This window comes from Anaerostipes sp. PC18 (assembly GCF_039789045.1).
In the GTDB taxonomy this organism is placed as follows: domain Bacteria; phylum Bacillota; class Clostridia; order Lachnospirales; family Lachnospiraceae; genus Anaerostipes; species Anaerostipes hominis.
This window is the reverse complement of sequence record NZ_CP121164.1, coordinates 841,650-860,893: the sequence shown is the minus strand read 5'-3', so window position 1 is coordinate 860,893 and position 19,244 is coordinate 841,650. Positions and strand designations below refer to the sequence as shown.

Genomic DNA, 19,244 nt, shown 5'->3' with positions numbered 1-19,244 from the left:
TATAAAATTTGAAAGGACTGGCAGCTTATGATCACTAAAGATGACCTGAAATTTTATCGTGAACCTCATCGTGTTCTGGAAAAAGGAGAAGATTATATGTATCTCCTTCCTCATCCGGCACTGCGGGATTGGATTTCAAGTTGCACTGTTACCTTCCCCGGCAATGACATGATCTCAAATCATTACACCGTCATCCCCATGGGTACGCAACTCTGGTATGTTCATGTGATGAGACCAGAATGATCGGCCGGTTTATATGCATTTTTTCCAGCCTGGTCCGCATCAATACAGCATCACCAATGCCTGTAATTTATCCGGATTTTATGATCTGCCTAACTTTATCCACGATTTTAAATCTGTATGCAAAATTTCTCCACAGGAATGCCGTCGTGAGATGTCCCATTTTTACAGCGAGATTGCCAAATTCTGATCTATAATGTAGGTACAAAGCAGAAAGGAGAAAATATGATATACGGCAGTACGTTGATTTAGGTGTCTGACATGGAAAGATCAAAAAATTTTTATGAGAAGGTAATGGACAAACGGTAGAAATGGATCTGGAGGTTCATGTTTCTTTTGAAAATGGCCTGTCTCTGCAGTCCAACTACGAGGAATTGGTCGGAGTGAAACTGGAGTTTCTCCATGGAATCAAAGAATATCCTTGGGGCCAGTATGTTATGCAATTTTACGATTATGACAAATATATCGTAGAGGTAGCATTGAGTATGTAGAGCGTTGCAAAACGTTTTGAGTTTCTTATGAAATTAAAGAAGCTCAATGCCTTATAATGATTTCTATTTATTGTAAAAATAATTCTAGTACAACTCTTGTTTTTATTTTGGTCCTATGTCAAGATTTAGTACAAGTTAAAATGAGAAATTTATCCTCATCTTAACTCGCCAAAAGCAATCCGTCTTTCTAGTAAAAAACACTACATGCGGTTTAAAAAATGGATTTTACCTGCCAATGGTATTATTTGTGATAATATTTATGTTATTACAGGCATTCATACATGCTTTTGATGTCAACAAGATACACGCGTTATTGGCTTTGGAACTGATTCATTTTGGGATTTCACAGATGATGAGGAAAATGGTGAATATTATTGGTCTGATGCATTACACGTAACCTGACTATATATAGGTTTAAATTAACAAATGACTTAATTATTTTATCTCTATAAAGAATGATTTATTTCTGTAAAAAATAAGGAGTATCCAATTTGAATACTCCTGCTTTCTTTTATGATATCACCCTTGAGATGTGAACTGCCAGATACCCTATTTCTTCTTCCGTTATGGTTTTTTGAATGGTGCTTTCGATATATCGTTGTATCTGTCTTGCACAACTTAATTCTTTTGGCAGTTTTTCTTTGATATGTTCGTAAAACATCACGCCCTGGTCATCCAGCATTTTATCTTCAAATAGTCTTTGAAGGAAAAACTGGATATGAATGACCAGACGTGTATAATTCATAGAATTAACATCTAATTTCTTCTGAAAAGTCATCTGGATAATATTAAAAATGTTTTTCTGCATTTTGATTCCCAGAATTGTATTGCCCATATCTTTCTGTCCCGACTGAGCATTTACAAGATGAAAAGCAATATTCCCTGCTTCCTCCTCCGGAAGTTCAATGGACAGCTCCTTATTTAAAAAGGCTAATACTCTTTCACTGACCTGATATTCCTTTGGATAAAACTGTTTAATTTCCCAAAGCATCCTGTTTTGAAGCACAATATGATTGTTATATCTTTCCAGAGCATAAATCAAATGATCAAACAAGGTAACAAAAAGCTGTTCATTTAATTCTTTTTCCGACCACAGATTTGCAAGACGAACTGCTTCCTGAACTGTTTCTACGTACTCCTTCGGTGCTTCTTCCAAAAGACTCATGTAATTTTTTGTATTTTCTTCTTTTAATACATATACTTTCTCTATGTCCGACTCTACCAATTCCTTGCCCACAGTATTGGTAAAGCGAAGCCCTCTGCCCATGACGATATGCTCTCTTCCCTTTTCATCGGATACCAATATCAAATTGTTATTTAATATCTTTTTCACAATCATGTTCTTCGTTCCTTTTATACGTCTTTTTTCCTATTCTACAGGCTTTTCCCGTTTTCGGCAATCACTTTCTGATACCAGAAAAAACTATCTTTCGGATACCGTTTCATCTCCTTTAAGTCAAATTCCTCTCTGTCCACATAGATAAAACCATATCTTTTCTTATATCCCTGATGAGTACTGACGACATCAATCGCTGCCCACGGACAATATCCAATCATTTCTACTCCGTCTGCAATGGCCAGTTTCATCTGAATTAAATGCTTTTTCAGAAAATCAATTCGATAATCATCATGTATTTTCCCATCTTCCAGAATATCCGGTGCTCCGATTCCATTTTCTGTTACCAGAATAGGAAGATGATAACGCTCATATACCTTTCTTAAGGTGTAACGGAAGCCTACAGGATCGATTACCCATCCATATTTTGTTTTATCCACATAGGGATTTTCTTCAGGTCTGTATACCCCCTGTTCTCCCAGCATAATCTGCTGGTCTCCTGCCCGCGCGGCCACATCAGAACTATCATTTCTGCTTGCTCCAATGGTAGCGGTAGAATAATAATTCATAGCAATAAAATCCGGATCTGCGTCTTTTAGAATTTCCATATCTCCTGGCAAAATCTCAGGAGCGATTCCCCGATCTTTCATATAAGAAAACGCCAGTGGATGATAGGTTCCAAACACAGGGACATCAGCGAAGTTCCAGCACCGAATCGACACCCAGTTATGGGCAGCGATTGCGTCTTCCGGTCTGCATGAAGCAGGATACATAGCAGTAAGATTTAAAGCCGGTCCAATTTTTCCATTCCGCACCATTTTATGAAACAGCTTCATAACTCTGGCCTGCGCCAGCATCATATGATGATTTTGCTGGTAAAGCTCCTTTTTGGTAGGAAGAGTGCCTCCTTTTGGCAAGCCGATTGCTCCCGGATGCAAAATCATTGTATTTTGTTCATTAATTGTAAGCCAGTAAGTAACTTCTCTGCCGTAGATTTCAAACAAAACCCTGGCATACTCTACAAAAGCATCTACAGTTTCCCGTTTATTCCATCCACCCTGTTCTTCCAGACAATAGGGCAGATCAAAATGATACATGGTTACAACAGGCTCTATTTTATATTTTCGACATTCGGCAATGATATTTTTATAATAATCCACTCCCGGCTGATTGATTTTCCCTGTACCTTCCGGTAAAATCCGGGTCCAGGCAATGGAGAAACGATATGCCTTAAGCCCCATTTTGGCAAACCACTGAATATCCTCTTTATAGCGGTGATAATGATCACTGGCTATTCGAAAACCCGCTGTATCTTTTGGATGTTCATACATATCAATAATAGAAGGACTTTTTCCATCCTCCAGGACAGCTCCCTCTACCTGATAGGCAGAGGTTGAAGCTCCCCATAAAAAATTTTCAGGAAAATTCGTTTTAGTATTATAAATCATTTTTCTTACACCCTTTATGCTATTACATGAATGAATTCTTCTGTCGGATTAATTTCTCCTTCTCTGATTGGAACAATCTCTTTATAGTTGTCTGTGTTTCCAACCAATACAGGAGTCACTGTCTCATATCCTGCTTTTTTAATCTCTTCTATATTAAATTCCAGCAGTTTTTCTCCCTTTTTGATCCTGTCTCCAGCATCCTTAACTGCAGTAAATGGTTTTCCTTCCAGATTTACAGTATCAATTCCAACATGGATCAAGAGTTCCATTCCATCATCACTTACTAAACAAATAGCATGTTTTGTATCAAAAACAGAAGCAATTTTTCCATCAAAAGGTGCATAAACACATCCTTCCTCCGGTACGATCGCAGCTCCTTTTCCTAAAATGCCATTGGAAAATACTTCATCAGGAACTTCTTCTAATGGAATCACTCTTCCTTTGATTGGCGCGTAGACAATCTCACCTTTTATTTCACTCTTTACAGTAACATCCTGCAATTTTTCTGATTCAGAAGAAATGTTATCCTTCACCGGACTCTCCTCTTCAGGATCATCAAATCCAAGAATCCAGGATGCCGCAAAACCTGCTGCAAAAGAGATAACAATTGTAATCAATGCATGTACCACATTCATTGGATTTTCCCCAATAAATGCCGGAACTGCTGCCAGTCCCGGAGAGACAAAAGAGTATCGAACCAGTCCGGAAAGACCTGCATAGATTCCACCGATTCCACCGCCGATCATAGAAGCAATAAATGGACGTTTTAATTTCAGATTCACTCCATAAAGACAAGGTTCTGTAATACCCATCACACCTGTAAAACCGGAAGAAGATGCCAACTGTTTTAACTGTTTATTTTTTGTTTTTACTGCAACAGCCAGTGCAGCAGCACCCTGTGCAATGTTTGATGCCAGCATACCAGGACCGTTGACTGTCTCAAATCCTACATTTGTAATCTGCACTGTTGCAATTGGTGTCATAGCCCAGGCTGTTCCTGTCAGAACAAGGAATGGTTGGAAAGCACCCATCAGCATTGGAATCAGCCAGCTTGCTTTTCCATTAATAAAATCTGCTCCTGCCTGTACCATATCATTTAACAGATTACCAAATGGCCCAACAATCAATAAACCAATTGGAATTGAGACAAACATAATAATCAACGGTTTTATAAAAAATTTGATTATAGATGGAGAATATTTCTCTGCAAATTTTTCTACATAAGACAGAATCCATACACCTAAAATAATAGGAATCACAGAATAGGAATAATCTACCAGAGTGACCGGAATTCCAAAGAAACTGATTGCTTCCCCTGCTGCCACGAAACCGCTCCAGGTTGGATGAAGCAAGGCACAAGCCATAGTCATAGCGAGAATAGGGCTGCAGTTAAATTTAATTGCAGCTCCATATGCTAAAAGGACCGGCATGAAATAAAATGGAGCATCTGAGATAAAATTAATGATTCCATAAGTAGTGCCAGTTGTATCAACCAGATTCAGCAGTACTAAAATAGAAAGGACTGCTTTCATCATACCTCCTCCGATTAATGCCGGAATGACAGGAGTAAAGGTTGTAGAGATCACACTGATAATTCTGTTAACTATGCTTCCCTTGTCTTCTTTCTTTTCCTCTTTTCCATTAGAAGCTGCCTGATCTCCCATTTCATCTACAATCACGCGAAACGTAGTCTGGACCTCATTTCCGATGACAACCTGAAATTGTCCTCCTTTATCTACGACGTTGATTACTCCAGGTGTATTTTCAATCCTTTTTAAATCTACTTTATTTTTGTCGTAAAATTCAAATCGCAGTCGGGTTGCACAGTGTGTCAGTCTGCTGATATTATCTTTTCCTCCCACTAGCTTAATTAACTCATGGCCTAATGCCTTGTAATCCATAAAAACTCTCCTTTTCTTTTTTCCTCTCTGTATAAACAACCGCGGACTCGTTTATACAAAAAAAGACCAAGCAGCAATAAAGCCTTATCTAAGACTCTATTCCAAACTTGGTCTTGCCTGCATTACCAGTAACAGCCATAGCTATTCTTTTTTCAACAGCGATATAGTAACAAATTTTTTATCCATATGCAAGTATGAATTTATACAAAAATCCCTTAGGTATTTTGGTCACTTTTCACATATTCCTGTCTAACTGATTTTCTTCCCATTATGTCAAGCACTAAATCCTTATTTTTAGGCTTTTTCCTACATTGTTGCTTCTTAAAAACTATATAAATTTTTGATTATCTTTTCATAAGTTGGCAAATGTCGGTTTAGCCTGTATTTATGGGCTTTACCGACGTTTTTTGTTTTTGGAGTTTCAACGTAGTAGCCAACCTGCGAATCTTTCAATAGCTGATGGTCTACATTGATTATCCTGATTTCAAAATCCAGATTGTCAGTCAGTCCTCAGCAGTTAATTTCCAAACGTACACGAATTGCGGTTTACCGTTTGCGTCCATGTATTTGTATGCGTATCTTCCGTCTTTTCTCTGACATGATATAAAGCTCCTTTCCATACTGGAATGAGCCGTAATACGATATATGTATATTATACCATATTTTCGGCTTTTTTCATCATATTACGACCAGAGAATCAATGATTTTTTACTCTGGCAAGCTCCACAGGACTTTCACCTTTCCCATTCTGATGGGTGAACCGTGTCATACGGGTGTATCATTATCCAGATATACAGGTCATAGCTGCAACCTTTCCAACAGTTGCCTGCGGAACATTACAGGAATCGCTCACTTTATCTCAAAAGGTCATGGCGTGCAATTTCCGCTGGCTCGCTGCATATCGAACGTATCTATCTGCTTTATTCAGTTGTCAAAGAACTCTTGACTGTGATTGCCAGTCTATGAAAAACCACTATCTGAATAATGGACTTTCATAGATTGACAAGTGGAGCAAAAAAAGGGGGCTCCGCCCATCAGAATGGTTAAATTACAATAATCTCAAAGTTTGCAATCATATCCATGACCGCCGCCTGTATTCTGCCTTTCAATTCAGAACCCACCACCATGTAGACGTTTTCATATTCGTCATACAACTGGTGTAAGCTCAACTTTGATATGTACCCATCATAGAATTTTAAGATTTTCTGTATGGCAGCTTCATCACCATCGGTAGCCGCCACAATCACAGCAAAGGGTATGTGTCTTTGGTTGTTATCCGCGGTTATTCCTCCATCATTTTTCTTAATTCTTCCAGAATACTTGTCCTGTGACGGTAAACAGTGGTGCGTAACACGTTTATAAGCTCTCCGATTTCTGCGTCAGACATATCCATAAAGTATGACAACAAAATGATATTGCGTTTTTTCTCTGGTAAACATTTGAGTGCTTTGCTTAACTGGTCGTCAGATACTTGGACTTCCATGCCAAGAAGATTGAACGCTGTATAATCGCTGGAATATCTGTCATAAATGCCAGCCTTATTCAATTCCAATGATATTGTCAATATTAGTTGACACATTTTTCTCAAGCATATCACTGACTATGCGGCCAGTTCCAAATCCTCATATTACTGCCTGCGTTTTATCATAGGTGGAAGCCCGCCATTGGCAGAGCATATCCTCCGGTTATTCCAGTAGCTGAGGAAGTATCTCCAAATGAGTACCTTTAATTCCTCTACAGTCATCTGCTTTGTTTCATAGCGGTCGTAGAGAAGTTCTGTCTTCATTCTGGCCCACATGCTCTCGCAACGGGCATTATCATGGCAGCGTCCTCCGGCACTGTTCATGCTTTGATGGATGTGATACTTCCGAATGGCCTGACGGTAGACCTCACTGGTGTACTGTGTTCCACGGTCACTGTGGATGATAGCGCCTTCCAGTGCAGGATAAGCAGTCAGGGCGTTTTCCAGTGTATGGACACACAGATCTGCTTTCATGTTTGTTTCCATTGCCAGACCAAGGACGCTAAGATCAAAGCAGTCGAAAATCACAGATACATACAGTTTCCCATTGGACGCCGGGATTTCCGTGATATCTGTAATACATTTTTCTAATGGGGCATCTGAATGGAAATCCCGTTTCAGCAGATCATCTGATTTCATAGCCTCCCGGTCTGCCTTTGTGATCCCGTTCGGTCTTCGCTTGGGGCGATGGCTCAGGCCAATTTGGTCCATGACCCGGTATACGGTCCGCTCACTGGGAATCGACACTCCCTCCGGCCGCTTCAGGCACAGTGCCTGATACATCCGAATCCGTCCGTAAGTATCGTTACATTCATCCTCGCTGGCGATTTCTTTCATGGCATCCGCCAGGTCTTGGTACTTCCAGGGACGATCTTTGGTTTCAAGATATTTATAGAAGCCTTGCCGGCTAATACCAAGCATTCGGCAATAAAATGAAATTTTCCCGGTAATCCTGCCGTCCTCTGTTTTCAAAGCCAAAAAGATCATTCTCTGGTTTTTACTGACTTCTGATTTTGTCAAGATTAGTTGACACTATTTCCTCAAGGATTTTGCATCCTATGCTGCTTCTTGTAGAGAATCATAGTATTGCTGTCGTTTTACCATTGGGGGAAGTCCTCCATTCGCTGAACAGATTCTCCGGTTATTCCAGTAGCTAATGAAATATCTCCAGATGAGTGTTTTTAGTTCTTCTGTGGTCATCTTCTCGCTATCATAGCGTTCGTACAACAGCTCTGATTTCATTCTGCCCCACATACTTTCACATCGGGCATTGTCGTGGCATCTTCCTCCCGCGCTATTCATGCTTTGTTGAATACCATATCTATAAATTGCCTCCTGGTAAATCTGACTGGTATACTGGCTCCCTCTGTCACTGTGAATGATTGCTCCACGGATATCCGGATATGCCTTGCTGGCATTTTCCAGTGTTTGTACACATAATGGGGCTTTCATGTTGGTATCCATCGCTAAACCAATCACACTGGAATCGAAACAATCAAAAATGGCAGAAACATAAAGTTTTCCATCGCTGGCTTTGATCTCTGTTATATCTGTTACGCATTTTGTCAGTGGTTTCTCCGCAGTGAAATCTCGTTTTAATAGATCTTCTGACTTTCTGGCTTCCCTGTCTGCCTTTGTGATCCCATTCGGCTTGCGTTTTGGATGATGTCTGATCCCAATCTCTTCCATGACGCGGTAAACCGTGCGTTCACTGGGAATATCAACGTTTTCAGGCTGTTTCAGGAGTAACGCCTGGTACATCCGAACCCGCCCATAAGTATCATTGCACTCGTCTTCTTCAACTATTTCCATCATGACATCTGCCAAAGGCTGGTACTTCCACGGACGGTCTATATTTGCAAGATACTGATAAAAGCCCTGTCTGCTGACATGAAGGACTCTGCAATAAAAAGTGATCTCTCCTTTTAATTTGCCGTCTTGCGTTTTTAAAGCAATAAACTTCATTCTTTCGTTTTTGCTGACTTCAGACGGCTCGCGGCGAAAAAAGCGCTGGCTTCCTCCAGAAAATCATTTTCTTTCTTCAAACGGCGGTTTTCTTTTTCCAGCTCTTTCACTTGTTGGCGAAGCCTTATGAGTTCCTCATTCAGTGTCATAGCGCTTTGTGGTGTCTGTGAGCCTGCTCCCAGATCAAGATTCCCAAGCCGGTTGGCCCTTACCCAGCCATACATGGTATTCTTGGGAACTCCCAGCTCTTTGGCGGCCTTAGCTTGTCCGATTTCTTTTGCCAGCTTGACGGCCTGTACTTTGTATTCGTGGTCATATTGCCTGTTTTCTGCCATTTTTGTTCACTCCTTATTCTCTTGATTATATACCCAATCCTTGAGAATGGGGTGTCAACTTTTTTTATACCACATCAATATTATATTTCAATACAACACTTGTTTTTATTTATCGAGCGTATTACAACTGCGAAGACAGAAGTAAGTATGATTTCAATACAACACTTGTTTTTATTTATCCAGTATAAAGGGGCTAAGGCCAAGGCAGAAAATGATTTCAATACAACACTTGTTTTTATTTATCAAGACAATGGTATTATGGATGAATGGGGGACGCTGGTATTTCAATACAACACTTGTTTTTATTTATCCCGGATACTTGATTCCGTAGCGATCTGCAACGCAATTTCAATACAACACTTGTTTTTATTTATCCATTTCCAGGAAAATCCGGATTGATTATAGCAAATAATTTCAATACAACACTTGTTTTTATTTATCGTAAAACATTCTAAGGATATTGGATGGGACTATTTTAATTTCAATACAACACTTGTTTTTATTTATCCCAAAGGCGAAAGAAAGATTTTCATGTCTAGTAGTATTTCAATACAACACTTGTTTTTATTTATCTTTGTGTAGCATCAATTACGGCGTCACATTTGCTAAATTTCAATACAACACTTGTTTTTATTTATCAATAAGCCCGACCAAGAAAAACAGCCCCATTATGTTATTTCAATACAACACTTGTTTTTATTTATCAAGAGCGGTAGTACATGTTAATGGCGGGGTGAGTGATTTCAATACAACACTTGTTTTTATTTATCGACGAGCCGAGTACATCAGAAAGGAGATTTTTAAATTTCAATACAACACTTGTTTTTATTTATCAACCTTTCCTAGTGTCCCGGTAAAGTCTTTATATTGATTTCAATACAACACTTGTTTTTATTTATCGCTCCGATAGTGGAATCCATCTCCATGTTTCTTTTATTTCAATACAACACTTGTTTTTATTTATCACAGTTCCGAAAAGAATTTAGAAAATCCTATTTGATTTCAATACAACACTTGTTTTTATTTATCGAAGTGCAAGGCACACGGCACTGTGCAACTGGAAACATTTCAATACAACACTTGTTTTTATTTATCTTTATGCGGTCTATGAAGCCTTTCCGACAAATTTCATTTCAATACAACACTTGTTTTTATTTATCAAAAGATTAAACCCCTCTTGACATTAATCCTTAAAAATTTCAATACAACACTTGTTTTTATTTATCCAACGTATTTCCGCCATTCCTTATTTCCATTATAGTCATTTTTCCTGATAAATTCAACGTTTCTCTGAATTTTTCCCAACCGTTTCTGTTTTTCCGGTATTTTCTTTCAAACCGGCTACCAACCGCCATTTTAAGCGGTCTCCCGGCATTTCGTATCTTTTTCAGGTTGGGAAAACCAATAAAAGCCGCCCATCCGGCTGCCTTTATTCTCCACTATCTAAATTGATTTGTCTCAGGATGATATTCATAACCGATACCCGAAAGTTTTGCACTGATCTCCCCTGAGTCCACACACAGACTCTTGCACAGTTCCTCGAAACTGTCATAATAGTCCCTGAGCTGTGTGTTGATGTAGCTTAACAGTATCACCGGATCATTCGGCAGCATTTCTTTTCCTCCTTACTTATGTCACAACCAAAAAAAAGCAGTGTTCTTTTCCAAATTCGTAATAAATCTTTTGTTTTTCAATATGATGAATCACATAAATCAGCCCAAAGCCATGTTCCGTCAACCAGCGTTCCATGGCTCTCCATATTTCTTTATCTTCCTGCGCTTCGGCAATCAACGTCTCTGTCCCCTGCTCCCGGTCACAATAATACAGCTTCATAAGCAGGCACCTCCTTTAACTCCTTTTTAAGAAGAATGCATAGGATACCAATATACTGACGGCAAATACGAATAAATCCATGATCAGCATATCTTTCTTTAACACGGCGGTATATGCGTCAAACAATCCTCTGATAGCCACACAGCCCAAACCGGTCCCCACGGCCAGGCGGAGCCAGTAATATCTGATATGCCTGTACATAAACCGAAACATCAGAAGGCCGTAGATCAGATTCGGATAAATTAAAAGCTTATAGTGCTCCTCCACTTTTTCGCTGACCGGAAACAACCACCAGAGAAATTCCGATCTTCCAATCCAGTCATAGATAAAATGCCAGAGGCTGCCCACCACAGCCGTAAACAGAATGCCTCCAAGGATAAACTTTTTGGTTTTAGTCATAACCATCCCTCCTTTGGGATAGTATATGCAAACTTTTGGTTCTCATCCTGCAACGGCCCGTCCAGCAAAAACCACAAGGACAGAAAACAGCACACTCAGTACGACATATAAAATACCTTCACTCACTCTTCCCTCTGAGACAAGGGTCCCTGTCTCAAGAGCAAACGTAGAAAATGTAGTGAATCCTCCGCAGAGTCCAGTCTTTAAAAACAGGATCAGATTGGGATTTTGGGCCGGTATCTTTCCCGTCCACCCGGCGATCATGCCAATCACAAATGCTCCCAGCACATTAATCCCCAAAGTGACCACAGGAATCCTTATCTGCGCCGATACCGGGATCAACCCAAGAAGATAGCGGAAGACTGCGCCGAGAAATCCTCCCAGACCTACAAATACACACTGAATCATGTATTATTCTCCTTTGAATTCTTCTGTTGTCATAATCTCTCCGGTATCCGTATTCATCACATACCCGAATATCTTAATGTCGTCCGGAATCAGCGGATGCGTGCGCAGAAGTTCCACAGTCTCATTGACAGAGTCGGAAACACAGTCAAATCCTGCAAGCCAGGAATCAAAATCAATGCCGCAGTGTCTGATGAAATTAATCTTGTCTTCTTCTATCCCCCGGTCGATCATGTGCTGGATCATGCCATCGCTGTTCATATGCCCAACACCGCAGTCTGTATGGCCGATGACCATGACCTCCTCGATCCCCAATTCATAGACTGCGATTAAAAGACTTCTCACCACACTTCCAAACAAATGATTGGTGACTCCTCCGGCATTTTTAATGATCTTTACATCCCCGTTTTTTAAACCAAGGGCTGCCGGAAGCAGTTCCGTAAGCCTGGTATCCATACAGGTTAAGATCGCAATCTTTTTGTCCGGATATTTGCTTGTCTTGTACTGTTCATACATCTTATTTTTCACAAATACCTTGTTATATTCCAAAATATCTTCAATCATTTTTTCGTCCTCTCTTGTCTTTTATCAAATCCGCCGTGCTTCCCTTACAGGCTCTCAAATAATCTGCAGGATTAAGCTCCACCTGTGTTCCCCGCTTTCCGCCGCTGACGATAAGTGTCTCCAGATTCTTCACGCTCTCATCCACCACAGTGCGGTAGGCCTTTTTCATCCCTATGGCGGTACAGCCGCCTCTTATGTAGCCTGTGACTTTGTTTATATCCTTTACGTGAATCATTTCCACTGATTTTTCGCCCACGGCTTTAGCTGCCTTTTTTAAGTCCAGCTCCTCGGCAATGGGAATGACAAACACAAAATATTGCCTGCTCTTTCCCTCCGTGACCAGCGTCTTAAACACCTTATCATAGGGCTGTCCAAGCATATCCGCAATGGCCACCCCGTCAGTAAATTCTTCACATTCGTAGCGATGGATCTCAAACCTGATTTTTTCTTTCTCCAAAATCCTCATCGCATTGGTCTTCGGCTCTTTTTTTGCCATGTTCCTTCCTCCCAACATTCATAGAATGTATGTTGCTGTCTATTATATCACATTTTTTCAGCAGGACAATAGGGGCCTGAAAGGCGGCATACAGCTCCTGAGCAAAAAAACGTCCCGCAAAAATCTGCGGGACGTTTTCAACTCCGGTTATAATGAGTACTATACTAAAGAAAAATTTAAGCTTCTACAAATACATCTTTTCCAAGGCCGCAGATCGGGCAGACCCAATCTTCCGGAAGATCCTCAAAAGCAGTTCCCGGTTCGATTCCCTGACTCGGATCACCTTCTGCCGGATCGTATTCATAGCCGCATGGTTCGCAAAGATATTTTTTCATTGTTGTTACCTCCATCTATTAACTTATTTATATTGTGATGTAGGGGGCAAAAGGTATTTTGACCCCCAGATACCTACGGATTGTTCCGCATTTTGTGCTCCCACAATCCTAAAAACATTCGAAATCCGCCCTAATCGGGCTACTTTCTGATGTTTTATGGATCCCAAAGTCATGCTTTTTCATGCAAACATGAAACGCATGCCCTTTTGACCCTGGTATCATATTATCTTTCATCTGTGACGTAAGTATACCATGCTGCCCATGATTTTTACTGTTGCATTTGCAACATTTATATGCCATATTTAAAAAAAGGAGGTTTTTTTATGCAGTACAATGAAAATCCGCTGTTCACAGATATCACATCCAGGGACTGCCTGGAAATGCTGAACTGTTTTCACTCAGAGGAAAAACTGTTTTCTTCCGGTGAAATGATCCATCATTTTTCTTCTCAAAAACCTGTCATGGGCATTCTTCTCTCCGGCACTGCTTCCGTCCTGCGCTATGAATTCAACGGAAGCCGGACCATTTTAGAGAAGCTGGAGACAAACAGTGTATTTGGTGAAATTCTGGCTTTTCATTCTGAAGAGTATGAAGATATTCACCTGAAGTGTGATACCGAATGCAGGGTACTCATGATCGATTATGAGTCTCTCATGAAGCCCTGCACTAATGCCTGTGCCTGCCATATCCGGCTGATCCAGAATGTCACCTGGCTGATATCTCAAAAAACTATGAGTCTCAGCCAGAGAGTCGAGGTTTTGAGCAAGCGCACCATCCGTGAAAAGCTATATTGTTATTTCATGCAGGAATCCCTGCGGCAGAAATCCAGTTCTTTTCATATCCCGTTTACCATGTCAGATTTGGCGGATTATCTGTCCGTAGACCGGAGTGCAATGATGCGGGAGCTGAAAAAAATGAAAGAAGACGGCATCCTTTCCTCTGAAAAAAGAATGGTCCGCCTTCTCCCGGAGCATACTGCGGGTGTTTAATCTTCCAGCGCAGTTTCATATGCTTTTTTTGTCTTTTCGTCGAAACAGATGAATTCAATGCAGTCAAAATCATCTTTGTTTCCGCAGAATTCTTTTATGGTCCTCACCGCAATCGGCGCAGCCTTTGAGAGCGGAAACCGGAACAGGCCCGTGCTGATGGACGGAAAGGTCACATGCCTGCATCCATGCTCTGAGGCCAGCTTAAGACAGCTCTCATAACAGCCTGCCAAAAGCTCTTCCTCGCAGTCGTCTCCGCCTCTCCACACCGGTCCCGGCGTATGGATTACGTACCTGGCCGGGAGGCTGTAAGCCTTTGTGATCTTGGCGTCTCCGGTATCACATCCGCCCAAAGTGCGGCACTCCGCCAAAAGTCCGGGTCCGGCCGCCGCATGGATGGCACCGTCCACACCTCCTCCGCCCAAAAGCGTCGGATTGGCGGCATTGACTATGGCATCTGCCGGAACCTTCGTGATATCACCTAGGGTTATCTTTATCTCCATTTTTCATATCCTTTCTAGCGCGCAGATAAACCGTAAAGCATAGCTACATAGCAGGCAAAATCTCCAATCCGTTTTCTCTGGTCACCGAGCTGCTTTCTCCATGAAACATCCAGCCCTCTCTGCTCCATCATGCCGCTCAGAAGATTCAATGTGTGTATGACATTATCATGCTTTCTCGTCCTTCCGTCATTGTCCCGCTGACCTTTCCTGATCTGCTTCCAATTTGCCCGGAGGTCCGCATAGACAGTCATTGCACTCAGAGCCAATTCCCAAAATTCTTCAAACTCTTCGTCATCCTCCGGCGAATTCTGAAGGATTGCCTCATAAATCTCCATAGCTTCCTCAAAAGGGAGTGAATTCGGCTGTGTCAGATAATTCTCATATTTTAAATCTTTGTTCATAAAAAGGCTCCTTTCCTCTGCATAACTGCTGATCTGTTCTGCACTTTCCCGGCTGTCTTCCATTGCTTTATATCTCTAGTTTAACTTGCTTTCAGGTCTTTGTAAATCTAAAATCCTTATCTCACCGCATCTTTGATCTGTTCAAGAATCCCTTCCTGTCTTTCGTCAAAAAGGAGGCCTTTATTATATTTATAATAAGGATCACAGCCGTTTTCTTTAATAAATCGGACACTGTAATAATTCACATTCAGCTCCGTGACAAAGACCACCATTTCCTGTCCGTCCCCGAAGGCTGCCTCCATGAAATCAAAGGCATAAAGAAGGGCATCCGATATCTTCTCCACCAGCTGCTCCCTGCTTTCTGTCTCTGCTTTAAACCAGCTTCGAACCGCTTTCGGCTCATCCTGCGGTTTCTCTTTCTTCAAATTTTCAAGGTAAGTTTCCAGTCTCCCGATGACCTTCTTCCATATATGTTCTTCCTCCTTCGCAATCTGCTCGGCTTTCTTTCTCTTCTGAAATTCTGACTCAGCTTTTTTATGTGTTTCCTGCATAGACTCATGCTCCATGTAGTCTTTCAGCCATGAAAAAAGCTCGCTTACATAGGCATCTGTTTTCGCATATTCCATGAAAAACTCATTTAATTTTCCGTTCAGCAGATGGACAATGCTGAGCCGCTCGTCAAACGGAGCAAATTTCAGTTTCTCCAGCATGTCTTCCGTGAAAGAACCCTCGAGGATCTCGTCAATTTTATAGTCCTTTCTGTATTTTCTGTAAAGTTCCAAATAATTTGCAAACTCTTTGGCAATCCCTAAATGCCGGATATACTGATAAATCACATCCCGATCAACAGTTTTTCCAAGTCCTTCGTACGCCTTCATAAAGTCGGACAAATCCTCCCATCCCCTGGCAGTCACAAAGGCTTTTCCGTCTACTGTTGTCTCCATCCTGTAAAAATGATTTTTCCGGATCTCAAGGTAAGCCATGACAGCAGGATGGATTCCTGCTCTGTATGCATATTCCTTCCAGACATCATAGTCTGCTTCCACATCGATCAGTTTGATCCTGTCCAATGTCACCACATCAAACTCCCTGACAGACTTATTGTATTCCGGTGGATTCCCGGCCGCCACGATGACCCATCCCTCCGGTACCTTCTGATTTCCAAAGGTCTTGCACTGCAAAAACTGCAGCATGGTGGGCGCCAGCGTCTCAGAGACGCAGTTGATCTCATCAATGAATAAGATGCCCTCCTCAAGACCGGTCTGTTCTATTTTTTCATATACCGAAGCTATGATCTCGCTCATAGTATACTCTGTCACGGAATATGTGGCATCTCCATAGGTTTTTTCTTTAATGAACGGAAGCCCAACGGCACTCTGTCTTGTGTGATGGGTGATCGTATAAGCTACCAGCCCAATGCCGCATTCCTTTGCAATCTGTTCCATAATCTGTGTCTTTCCGATCCCGGGAGGCCCCATCAAAAGAATCGGCCTCTGTCTCAACGCCGGTATCCGGTATTCCCCGTACTCATTTTTATTTAAATACGCTTCCACAGAATCTTTAATTTCCTGTTTCGCACGTTTAATGTCCATAATCTTCTCCTTCAAACTCTTCTTCGCAAACAATCAGTTTCATCGCCCACGGCGGTACGTGGGCATCCTCGTATTCTTCTTCCATGAAAATAAAAGCAGTCTCAAACGGCGGCTTTTTCTTCGGATAAATCCCCTGCCCGTCTGTAAAATACAAAACTCCCTTGAGACTGTAAAATTCTCCTTCTTCCATGAGCTTTACTATATACTCAAATGCCGGGCGGAAGTCTGTACCGCCTTCCCCTTTGAGCTCCAAATGTTTCATATATTCTTTCAGCTCTTTTTTATCACGGATCTTTTTATCTTTCTGGATTTTTTCATCACATTGAATGATATGGATGTTGACCTTTTTAAGAAATGTTTCTTCTTCCTTTAAAATGCCATAGGTCTCTTCCAAAAACTTCTTTACCAGTTCACCGGAACAGGACATGGAGGTATCAATGACGATCGCAAATTCTTCTACTTTTTTTACTTCTTTCCACTCCTGTGGCTCCACTAACGGCATGTTTCCGTACATACGAAGCCCGTAGGTGTAGAACACATAGTCAAAAGAATCCTCGTCCACACCGATTTCCTCTTTAAGCACCGCAAATTTTTTCAGAAATTCCCGGTAATCATACCTCTCCCTGTTTTCGATCTGCATCTGCCGGACCATATCTCCCGCGTCCGCAGACATCTCCTGGGAAAATGTCTCCATATCCAGTTCCATCTTTTCACTGATGTCCTGCCACTGGTTCCGGATCTCCTGCTGCATCTTTGGCTGGTCTTTCGTCGGCCAGAAGCTGTGGCTGTCCATGACAAACTCTTCCCCGATGCGCTTTATTTCCTGTTCTGTAAGCTCCCATTCCTTGATCCTTTTGTAGATGCCTTCCGCCGTCAGCACCTTCAGTTCTTTCCTGAGACGTTTATAAATATCTTTTCGGAACATAGTTCCATATAAAGAAACCGACGCGGTCTTCCACTGGTCGATCACGGATTCGACAGCAATATCACAGCTGATGTCCCACAATTCTTTTTCCCTGTTTTTCTGTCCGGTCAGATGATGAAAAAGGCAGTGCAGTACCAAATGGAGATACATCCGGTTCACCATTCTTCTGTCCTGTGCATACAACTTTGCCAGATACCCCTGATGAAAGTATATAACCCTGCCGTCAGAGGCGATTCTCTCTGCGTCTGCATGGCATATATAAAAAAAGCTGCTCAATGCCAGATCCATGAACCTCATGTGCAGATAAAGTTCATCTCTTGAAGCCATGAGGATCTGCTTTCCAGCTTCGGCAAGCCTCTCTGCTTTTTCTGTTTCTTTCTGCATATTTCTCCTAACTATAACTCAAAAATTTTCTTTTTCGGAGGAAACAGGCGCTGCTTTTCATTCATCAGAAAACTCATGATTTCTCCGTCTTTCTGTGAGGATGCCTGCTCTATAGCCGCTTCCATCGCCTTCTCATTCCAGAGACCCTCCTTAGATAAGAACCGCAGTGCTTCCATATCACGTTGTTTGACAAATCCTTTTGCAATATTCTTTGCACGGTCTTTTACATATGTTGTATACTCTTTTCTTGCTTTTTCACTCAGTTCATATGGATATCTGAGCCGTCGGACGGCAATTTCCGATACCAGCTCCGGCCGTTCTTCTATCACTGCAACGGAAAACAGCTGGTCATAGGCCTGATAGTCCACTTCCCTTTTCTGAAAGCACTGACGATACTTATAGCCCGACCCATTAAAATATTTCTCAATGATCCTTGCCGGAGTATTTTCTACCGCCTCTTCATAAAATTCGGGAAAGACCAGCTTTGCTGTCTTTACGGGCCCAGCTTCTGTACAGTAATGCAGGTCGGCATACAGCTCATATCGTATTTCTCCGACGATATCTTTAAGACACGTGCTTTTCCCTTTATTGCAGAAAATCTCCACATGACGGAGCCTGCATCCGTTAAACACTCCGGTTCCGGTGACTTTCAGTGCATCTGAAAAAGTCAGTTTTTTAAGATTGCTGCATCCGTAGAAAGCATATTTACCCAGTTCCTCTATTTCATTAGGTAAATATACCATTTCAATCATGTTCCCGCAGAGCAGTTCACTTTTATCGTCAAAAAATTTGTTATCTGTTACGTCATATATTTCTACATCTTCCTCTTCCTGTTTCTTCCACTGGGAAAATGCATAGTCTCCTAGTATTTTAAAAGGCTGTCCGCCCACAGTGTCCGGAAATGATACAATGCCGTCATTTCCATAACAGCGGATCAGTTTAAGACCTCTCTTTTCTTTCCGGTAATAAAGGGTAAGTCCCATTGCGTCCATCCTTTCCGCAAATTTGTCTGATAATTACAGTCCTATTATACTACATAAGAAAAAAAAGAAAACAGCCTTATTTTGGGGTGATCTGATATGTTATTTACTGAAGTACGGCCTGTCCAGCAATTTCAGTTTTTGACTGAAACAATTTCTCAATTAAAAAGCATTATAAAGATGTACAAAATAAAAATCCGGAC

Annotated in this window: 23 protein-coding genes, 1 pseudogene and 1 CRISPR repeat array; of the genes and pseudogenes, 3 read left to right on the top strand and 21 right to left on the bottom strand. The window is 41.4% G+C overall.

The window, feature by feature from the left end; translation table 11 throughout:
- The first annotated feature begins 27 nt into the window (after nt 1-27).
- Nucleotides 28-243, top strand: a complete 216-nt coding sequence (locus P8F77_RS04800; protein WP_235824624.1) for a hypothetical protein — start codon at nt 28-30, stop codon at nt 241-243.
- A gap of 308 nt (nt 244-551) precedes the next feature.
- Entirely contained in the window at nt 552-731 is a 180-nt protein-coding gene (locus P8F77_RS04795; RefSeq protein ID WP_287517500.1) for a hypothetical protein, read from the top strand.
- A 511-nt stretch (nt 732-1,242) separates the two neighbouring features.
- On the opposite strand, the gene P8F77_RS04790 is transcribed toward P8F77_RS04795, so the two are convergent.
- From P8F77_RS04790 to rd, 16 genes and pseudogenes are all read right to left on the bottom strand, one after another.
- Nucleotides 1,243-2,070: a PRD domain-containing protein gene (locus P8F77_RS04790; RefSeq protein ID WP_148460262.1), complete on the bottom strand. Its 828-nt coding sequence runs from the start codon at nt 2,068-2,070 to the stop codon at nt 1,243-1,245.
- 35 nt (nt 2,071-2,105) lie between these two features.
- Nucleotides 2,106-3,515, bottom strand: a complete 1,410-nt coding sequence (locus tag P8F77_RS04785; RefSeq protein WP_148460263.1) for a glycoside hydrolase family 1 protein — start codon at nt 3,513-3,515, stop codon at nt 2,106-2,108.
- Between the two features lie 14 nt (nt 3,516-3,529).
- The gene (locus tag P8F77_RS04780; RefSeq protein ID WP_287517496.1) at nt 3,530-5,416 is read right to left on the bottom strand and encodes a beta-glucoside-specific PTS transporter subunit IIABC; all 1,887 of its coding nucleotides are present in this window, start codon (nt 5,414-5,416) and stop codon (nt 3,530-3,532) included.
- 518 nt (nt 5,417-5,934) lie between these two features.
- A pseudogene (locus tag P8F77_RS04775) lies at nt 5,935-6,036 on the bottom strand (integrase DNA-binding domain-containing protein); the annotation flags it as partial.
- 423 nt (nt 6,037-6,459) lie between these two features.
- Nucleotides 6,460-6,702, bottom strand: a complete 243-nt coding sequence (locus P8F77_RS04770) for a helix-turn-helix domain-containing protein (RefSeq protein WP_034549977.1) — start codon at nt 6,700-6,702, stop codon at nt 6,460-6,462.
- Complete coding sequence (locus P8F77_RS04765; protein ID WP_347256391.1) at nt 6,699-6,968, bottom strand: sigma-70 family RNA polymerase sigma factor; 270 nt, start codon at nt 6,966-6,968, stop codon at nt 6,699-6,701. The genes P8F77_RS04770 and P8F77_RS04765 overlap by 4 nt, the downstream gene beginning before the upstream one ends.
- Before the next feature lie 75 nt (nt 6,969-7,043).
- Complete coding sequence (locus P8F77_RS04760) at nt 7,044-7,925, bottom strand: IS3 family transposase (protein WP_347256438.1); 882 nt, start codon at nt 7,923-7,925, stop codon at nt 7,044-7,046.
- 69 nt (nt 7,926-7,994) lie between these two features.
- Nucleotides 7,995-8,903 carry an IS3 family transposase gene (locus P8F77_RS04755; protein ID WP_129702286.1) on the bottom strand — a complete coding sequence of 303 codons (909 nt, stop codon included), beginning with the start codon at nt 8,901-8,903 and terminating at the stop codon, nt 7,995-7,997.
- A complete protein-coding gene (locus tag P8F77_RS04750) occupies nt 8,900-9,238 on the bottom strand; it encodes a transposase (protein ID WP_129702288.1) in 339 nt (112 codons plus the stop codon). Before P8F77_RS04750 ends, P8F77_RS04755 begins: the two co-directional genes overlap by 4 nt.
- An 84-nt stretch (nt 9,239-9,322) precedes the next feature.
- Nucleotides 9,323-10,464: direct repeats of the CRISPR family, unit length 30 nt; unit sequence ATTTCAATACAACACTTGTTTTTATTTATC.
- A 213-nt stretch (nt 10,465-10,677) separates the two neighbouring features.
- The gene (locus P8F77_RS04745; RefSeq protein ID WP_081723878.1) at nt 10,678-10,851 is read right to left on the bottom strand and encodes a DUF4250 domain-containing protein; all 174 of its coding nucleotides are present in this window, start codon (nt 10,849-10,851) and stop codon (nt 10,678-10,680) included.
- A 16-nt stretch (nt 10,852-10,867) separates the two neighbouring features.
- A complete protein-coding gene (locus P8F77_RS04740; protein WP_024728347.1) occupies nt 10,868-11,071 on the bottom strand; it encodes a hypothetical protein in 204 nt (67 codons plus the stop codon).
- Nucleotides 11,072-11,086: 15 nt separating this feature from the next.
- Nucleotides 11,087-11,470: a DUF6512 family protein gene (locus P8F77_RS04735; protein ID WP_235824623.1), complete on the bottom strand. Its 384-nt coding sequence runs from the start codon at nt 11,468-11,470 to the stop codon at nt 11,087-11,089.
- A 42-nt stretch (nt 11,471-11,512) separates the two neighbouring features.
- Entirely contained in the window at nt 11,513-11,878 is a 366-nt protein-coding gene (crcB, locus tag P8F77_RS04730) for a fluoride efflux transporter CrcB (protein ID WP_024728349.1), read from the bottom strand.
- Nucleotides 11,879-11,881: 3 nt separating this feature from the next.
- Nucleotides 11,882-12,439, bottom strand: coding sequence for a carbonic anhydrase (locus P8F77_RS04725; protein WP_024728350.1), 558 nt, complete (start codon nt 12,437-12,439; stop codon nt 11,882-11,884).
- Entirely contained in the window at nt 12,432-12,935 is a 504-nt protein-coding gene (gene ybaK / locus P8F77_RS04720) for a Cys-tRNA(Pro) deacylase (RefSeq protein ID WP_024728351.1), read from the bottom strand. The genes P8F77_RS04725 and ybaK overlap by 8 nt, the downstream gene beginning before the upstream one ends.
- A gap of 176 nt (nt 12,936-13,111) precedes the next feature.
- On the bottom strand, nt 13,112-13,270 hold the full coding sequence (rd, locus tag P8F77_RS04715) for a rubredoxin (RefSeq protein WP_009289014.1): 159 nt from the start codon (nt 13,268-13,270) through the stop codon (nt 13,112-13,114).
- A gap of 323 nt (nt 13,271-13,593) precedes the next feature.
- On the opposite strand from rd, the gene P8F77_RS04710 reads away from it, so the two are divergent.
- A complete protein-coding gene (locus tag P8F77_RS04710) occupies nt 13,594-14,259 on the top strand; it encodes a Crp/Fnr family transcriptional regulator (protein ID WP_148460126.1) in 666 nt (221 codons plus the stop codon).
- On the opposite strand, the gene P8F77_RS04705 is transcribed toward P8F77_RS04710, so the two are convergent.
- The 5 genes from P8F77_RS04705 to P8F77_RS04685 are packed head-to-tail and all read right to left on the bottom strand — an operon-like array spanning nt 14,256 to nt 19,044.
- Nucleotides 14,256-14,759, bottom strand: a complete 504-nt coding sequence (locus tag P8F77_RS04705) for an O-acetyl-ADP-ribose deacetylase (protein WP_287520171.1) — start codon at nt 14,757-14,759, stop codon at nt 14,256-14,258. The two genes, P8F77_RS04710 and P8F77_RS04705, sit on opposite strands and share 4 nt — an antisense overlap.
- A 14-nt stretch (nt 14,760-14,773) precedes the next feature.
- Nucleotides 14,774-15,223 (bottom strand): hypothetical protein, encoded by a 450-nt coding sequence (locus P8F77_RS04700; protein ID WP_347256390.1) that lies wholly within the window; start codon nt 15,221-15,223, stop codon nt 14,774-14,776.
- Nucleotides 15,224-15,276: 53 nt separating this feature from the next.
- Nucleotides 15,277-16,752, bottom strand: coding sequence for an AAA family ATPase (locus tag P8F77_RS04695; RefSeq protein WP_270431961.1), 1,476 nt, complete (start codon nt 16,750-16,752; stop codon nt 15,277-15,279).
- Nucleotides 16,742-18,061, bottom strand: coding sequence for a VWA-like domain-containing protein (locus P8F77_RS04690; protein WP_287520174.1), 1,320 nt, complete (start codon nt 18,059-18,061; stop codon nt 16,742-16,744). The genes P8F77_RS04695 and P8F77_RS04690 overlap by 11 nt, the downstream gene beginning before the upstream one ends.
- An 11-nt stretch (nt 18,062-18,072) precedes the next feature.
- Nucleotides 18,073-19,044: a leucine-rich repeat domain-containing protein gene (locus tag P8F77_RS04685; protein ID WP_270431957.1), complete on the bottom strand. Its 972-nt coding sequence runs from the start codon at nt 19,042-19,044 to the stop codon at nt 18,073-18,075.
- Between the last annotated feature and the right edge of the window lie 200 nt (nt 19,045-19,244).

Bases quoted from the DNA above. Each gene is read 5' to 3' on its own strand.
- P8F77_RS04800 (WP_235824624.1), top strand. From the start codon at position 28: ATGATCACTAAAGATGACCTGAAATTTTATCGTGAACCTCATCGTGTT.
- P8F77_RS04795 (WP_287517500.1), top strand. From the start codon at position 552: ATGGATCTGGAGGTTCATGTTTCTTTTGAAAATGGCCTGTCTCTGCAG.
- P8F77_RS04790 (WP_148460262.1), bottom strand. From the start codon at position 2,070: ATGATTGTGAAAAAGATATTAAATAACAATTTGATATTGGTATCCGAT.
- P8F77_RS04785 (WP_148460263.1), bottom strand. From the start codon at position 3,515: ATGATTTATAATACTAAAACGAATTTTCCTGAAAATTTTTTATGGGGA.
- P8F77_RS04780 (WP_287517496.1), bottom strand. From the start codon at position 5,416: ATGGATTACAAGGCATTAGGCCATGAGTTAATTAAGCTAGTGGGAGGA.
- P8F77_RS04760 (WP_347256438.1), bottom strand. From the start codon at position 7,925: ATGATCTTTTTGGCTTTGAAAACAGAGGACGGCAGGATTACCGGGAAA.
- P8F77_RS04755 (WP_129702286.1), bottom strand. From the start codon at position 8,903: ATGAAGTTTATTGCTTTAAAAACGCAAGACGGCAAATTAAAAGGAGAG.
- P8F77_RS04750 (WP_129702288.1), bottom strand. From the start codon at position 9,238: ATGGCAGAAAACAGGCAATATGACCACGAATACAAAGTACAGGCCGTC.
- P8F77_RS04745 (WP_081723878.1), bottom strand. From the start codon at position 10,851: ATGCTGCCGAATGATCCGGTGATACTGTTAAGCTACATCAACACACAG.
- P8F77_RS04740 (WP_024728347.1), bottom strand. From the start codon at position 11,071: ATGAAGCTGTATTATTGTGACCGGGAGCAGGGGACAGAGACGTTGATT.
- P8F77_RS04735 (WP_235824623.1), bottom strand. From the start codon at position 11,470: ATGACTAAAACCAAAAAGTTTATCCTTGGAGGCATTCTGTTTACGGCT.
- crcB (WP_024728349.1), bottom strand. From the start codon at position 11,878: ATGATTCAGTGTGTATTTGTAGGTCTGGGAGGATTTCTCGGCGCAGTC.
- P8F77_RS04725 (WP_024728350.1), bottom strand. From the start codon at position 12,439: ATGATTGAAGATATTTTGGAATATAACAAGGTATTTGTGAAAAATAAG.
- ybaK (WP_024728351.1), bottom strand. From the start codon at position 12,935: ATGGCAAAAAAAGAGCCGAAGACCAATGCGATGAGGATTTTGGAGAAA.
- rd (WP_009289014.1), bottom strand. From the start codon at position 13,270: ATGAAAAAATATCTTTGCGAACCATGCGGCTATGAATACGATCCGGCA.
- P8F77_RS04710 (WP_148460126.1), top strand. From the start codon at position 13,594: ATGCAGTACAATGAAAATCCGCTGTTCACAGATATCACATCCAGGGAC.
- P8F77_RS04705 (WP_287520171.1), bottom strand. From the start codon at position 14,759: ATGGAGATAAAGATAACCCTAGGTGATATCACGAAGGTTCCGGCAGAT.
- P8F77_RS04700 (WP_347256390.1), bottom strand. From the start codon at position 15,223: ATGGAAGACAGCCGGGAAAGTGCAGAACAGATCAGCAGTTATGCAGAG.
- P8F77_RS04695 (WP_270431961.1), bottom strand. From the start codon at position 16,752: ATGGACATTAAACGTGCGAAACAGGAAATTAAAGATTCTGTGGAAGCG.
- P8F77_RS04690 (WP_287520174.1), bottom strand. From the start codon at position 18,061: ATGCAGAAAGAAACAGAAAAAGCAGAGAGGCTTGCCGAAGCTGGAAAG.
- P8F77_RS04685 (WP_270431957.1), bottom strand. From the start codon at position 19,044: ATGGGACTTACCCTTTATTACCGGAAAGAAAAGAGAGGTCTTAAACTG.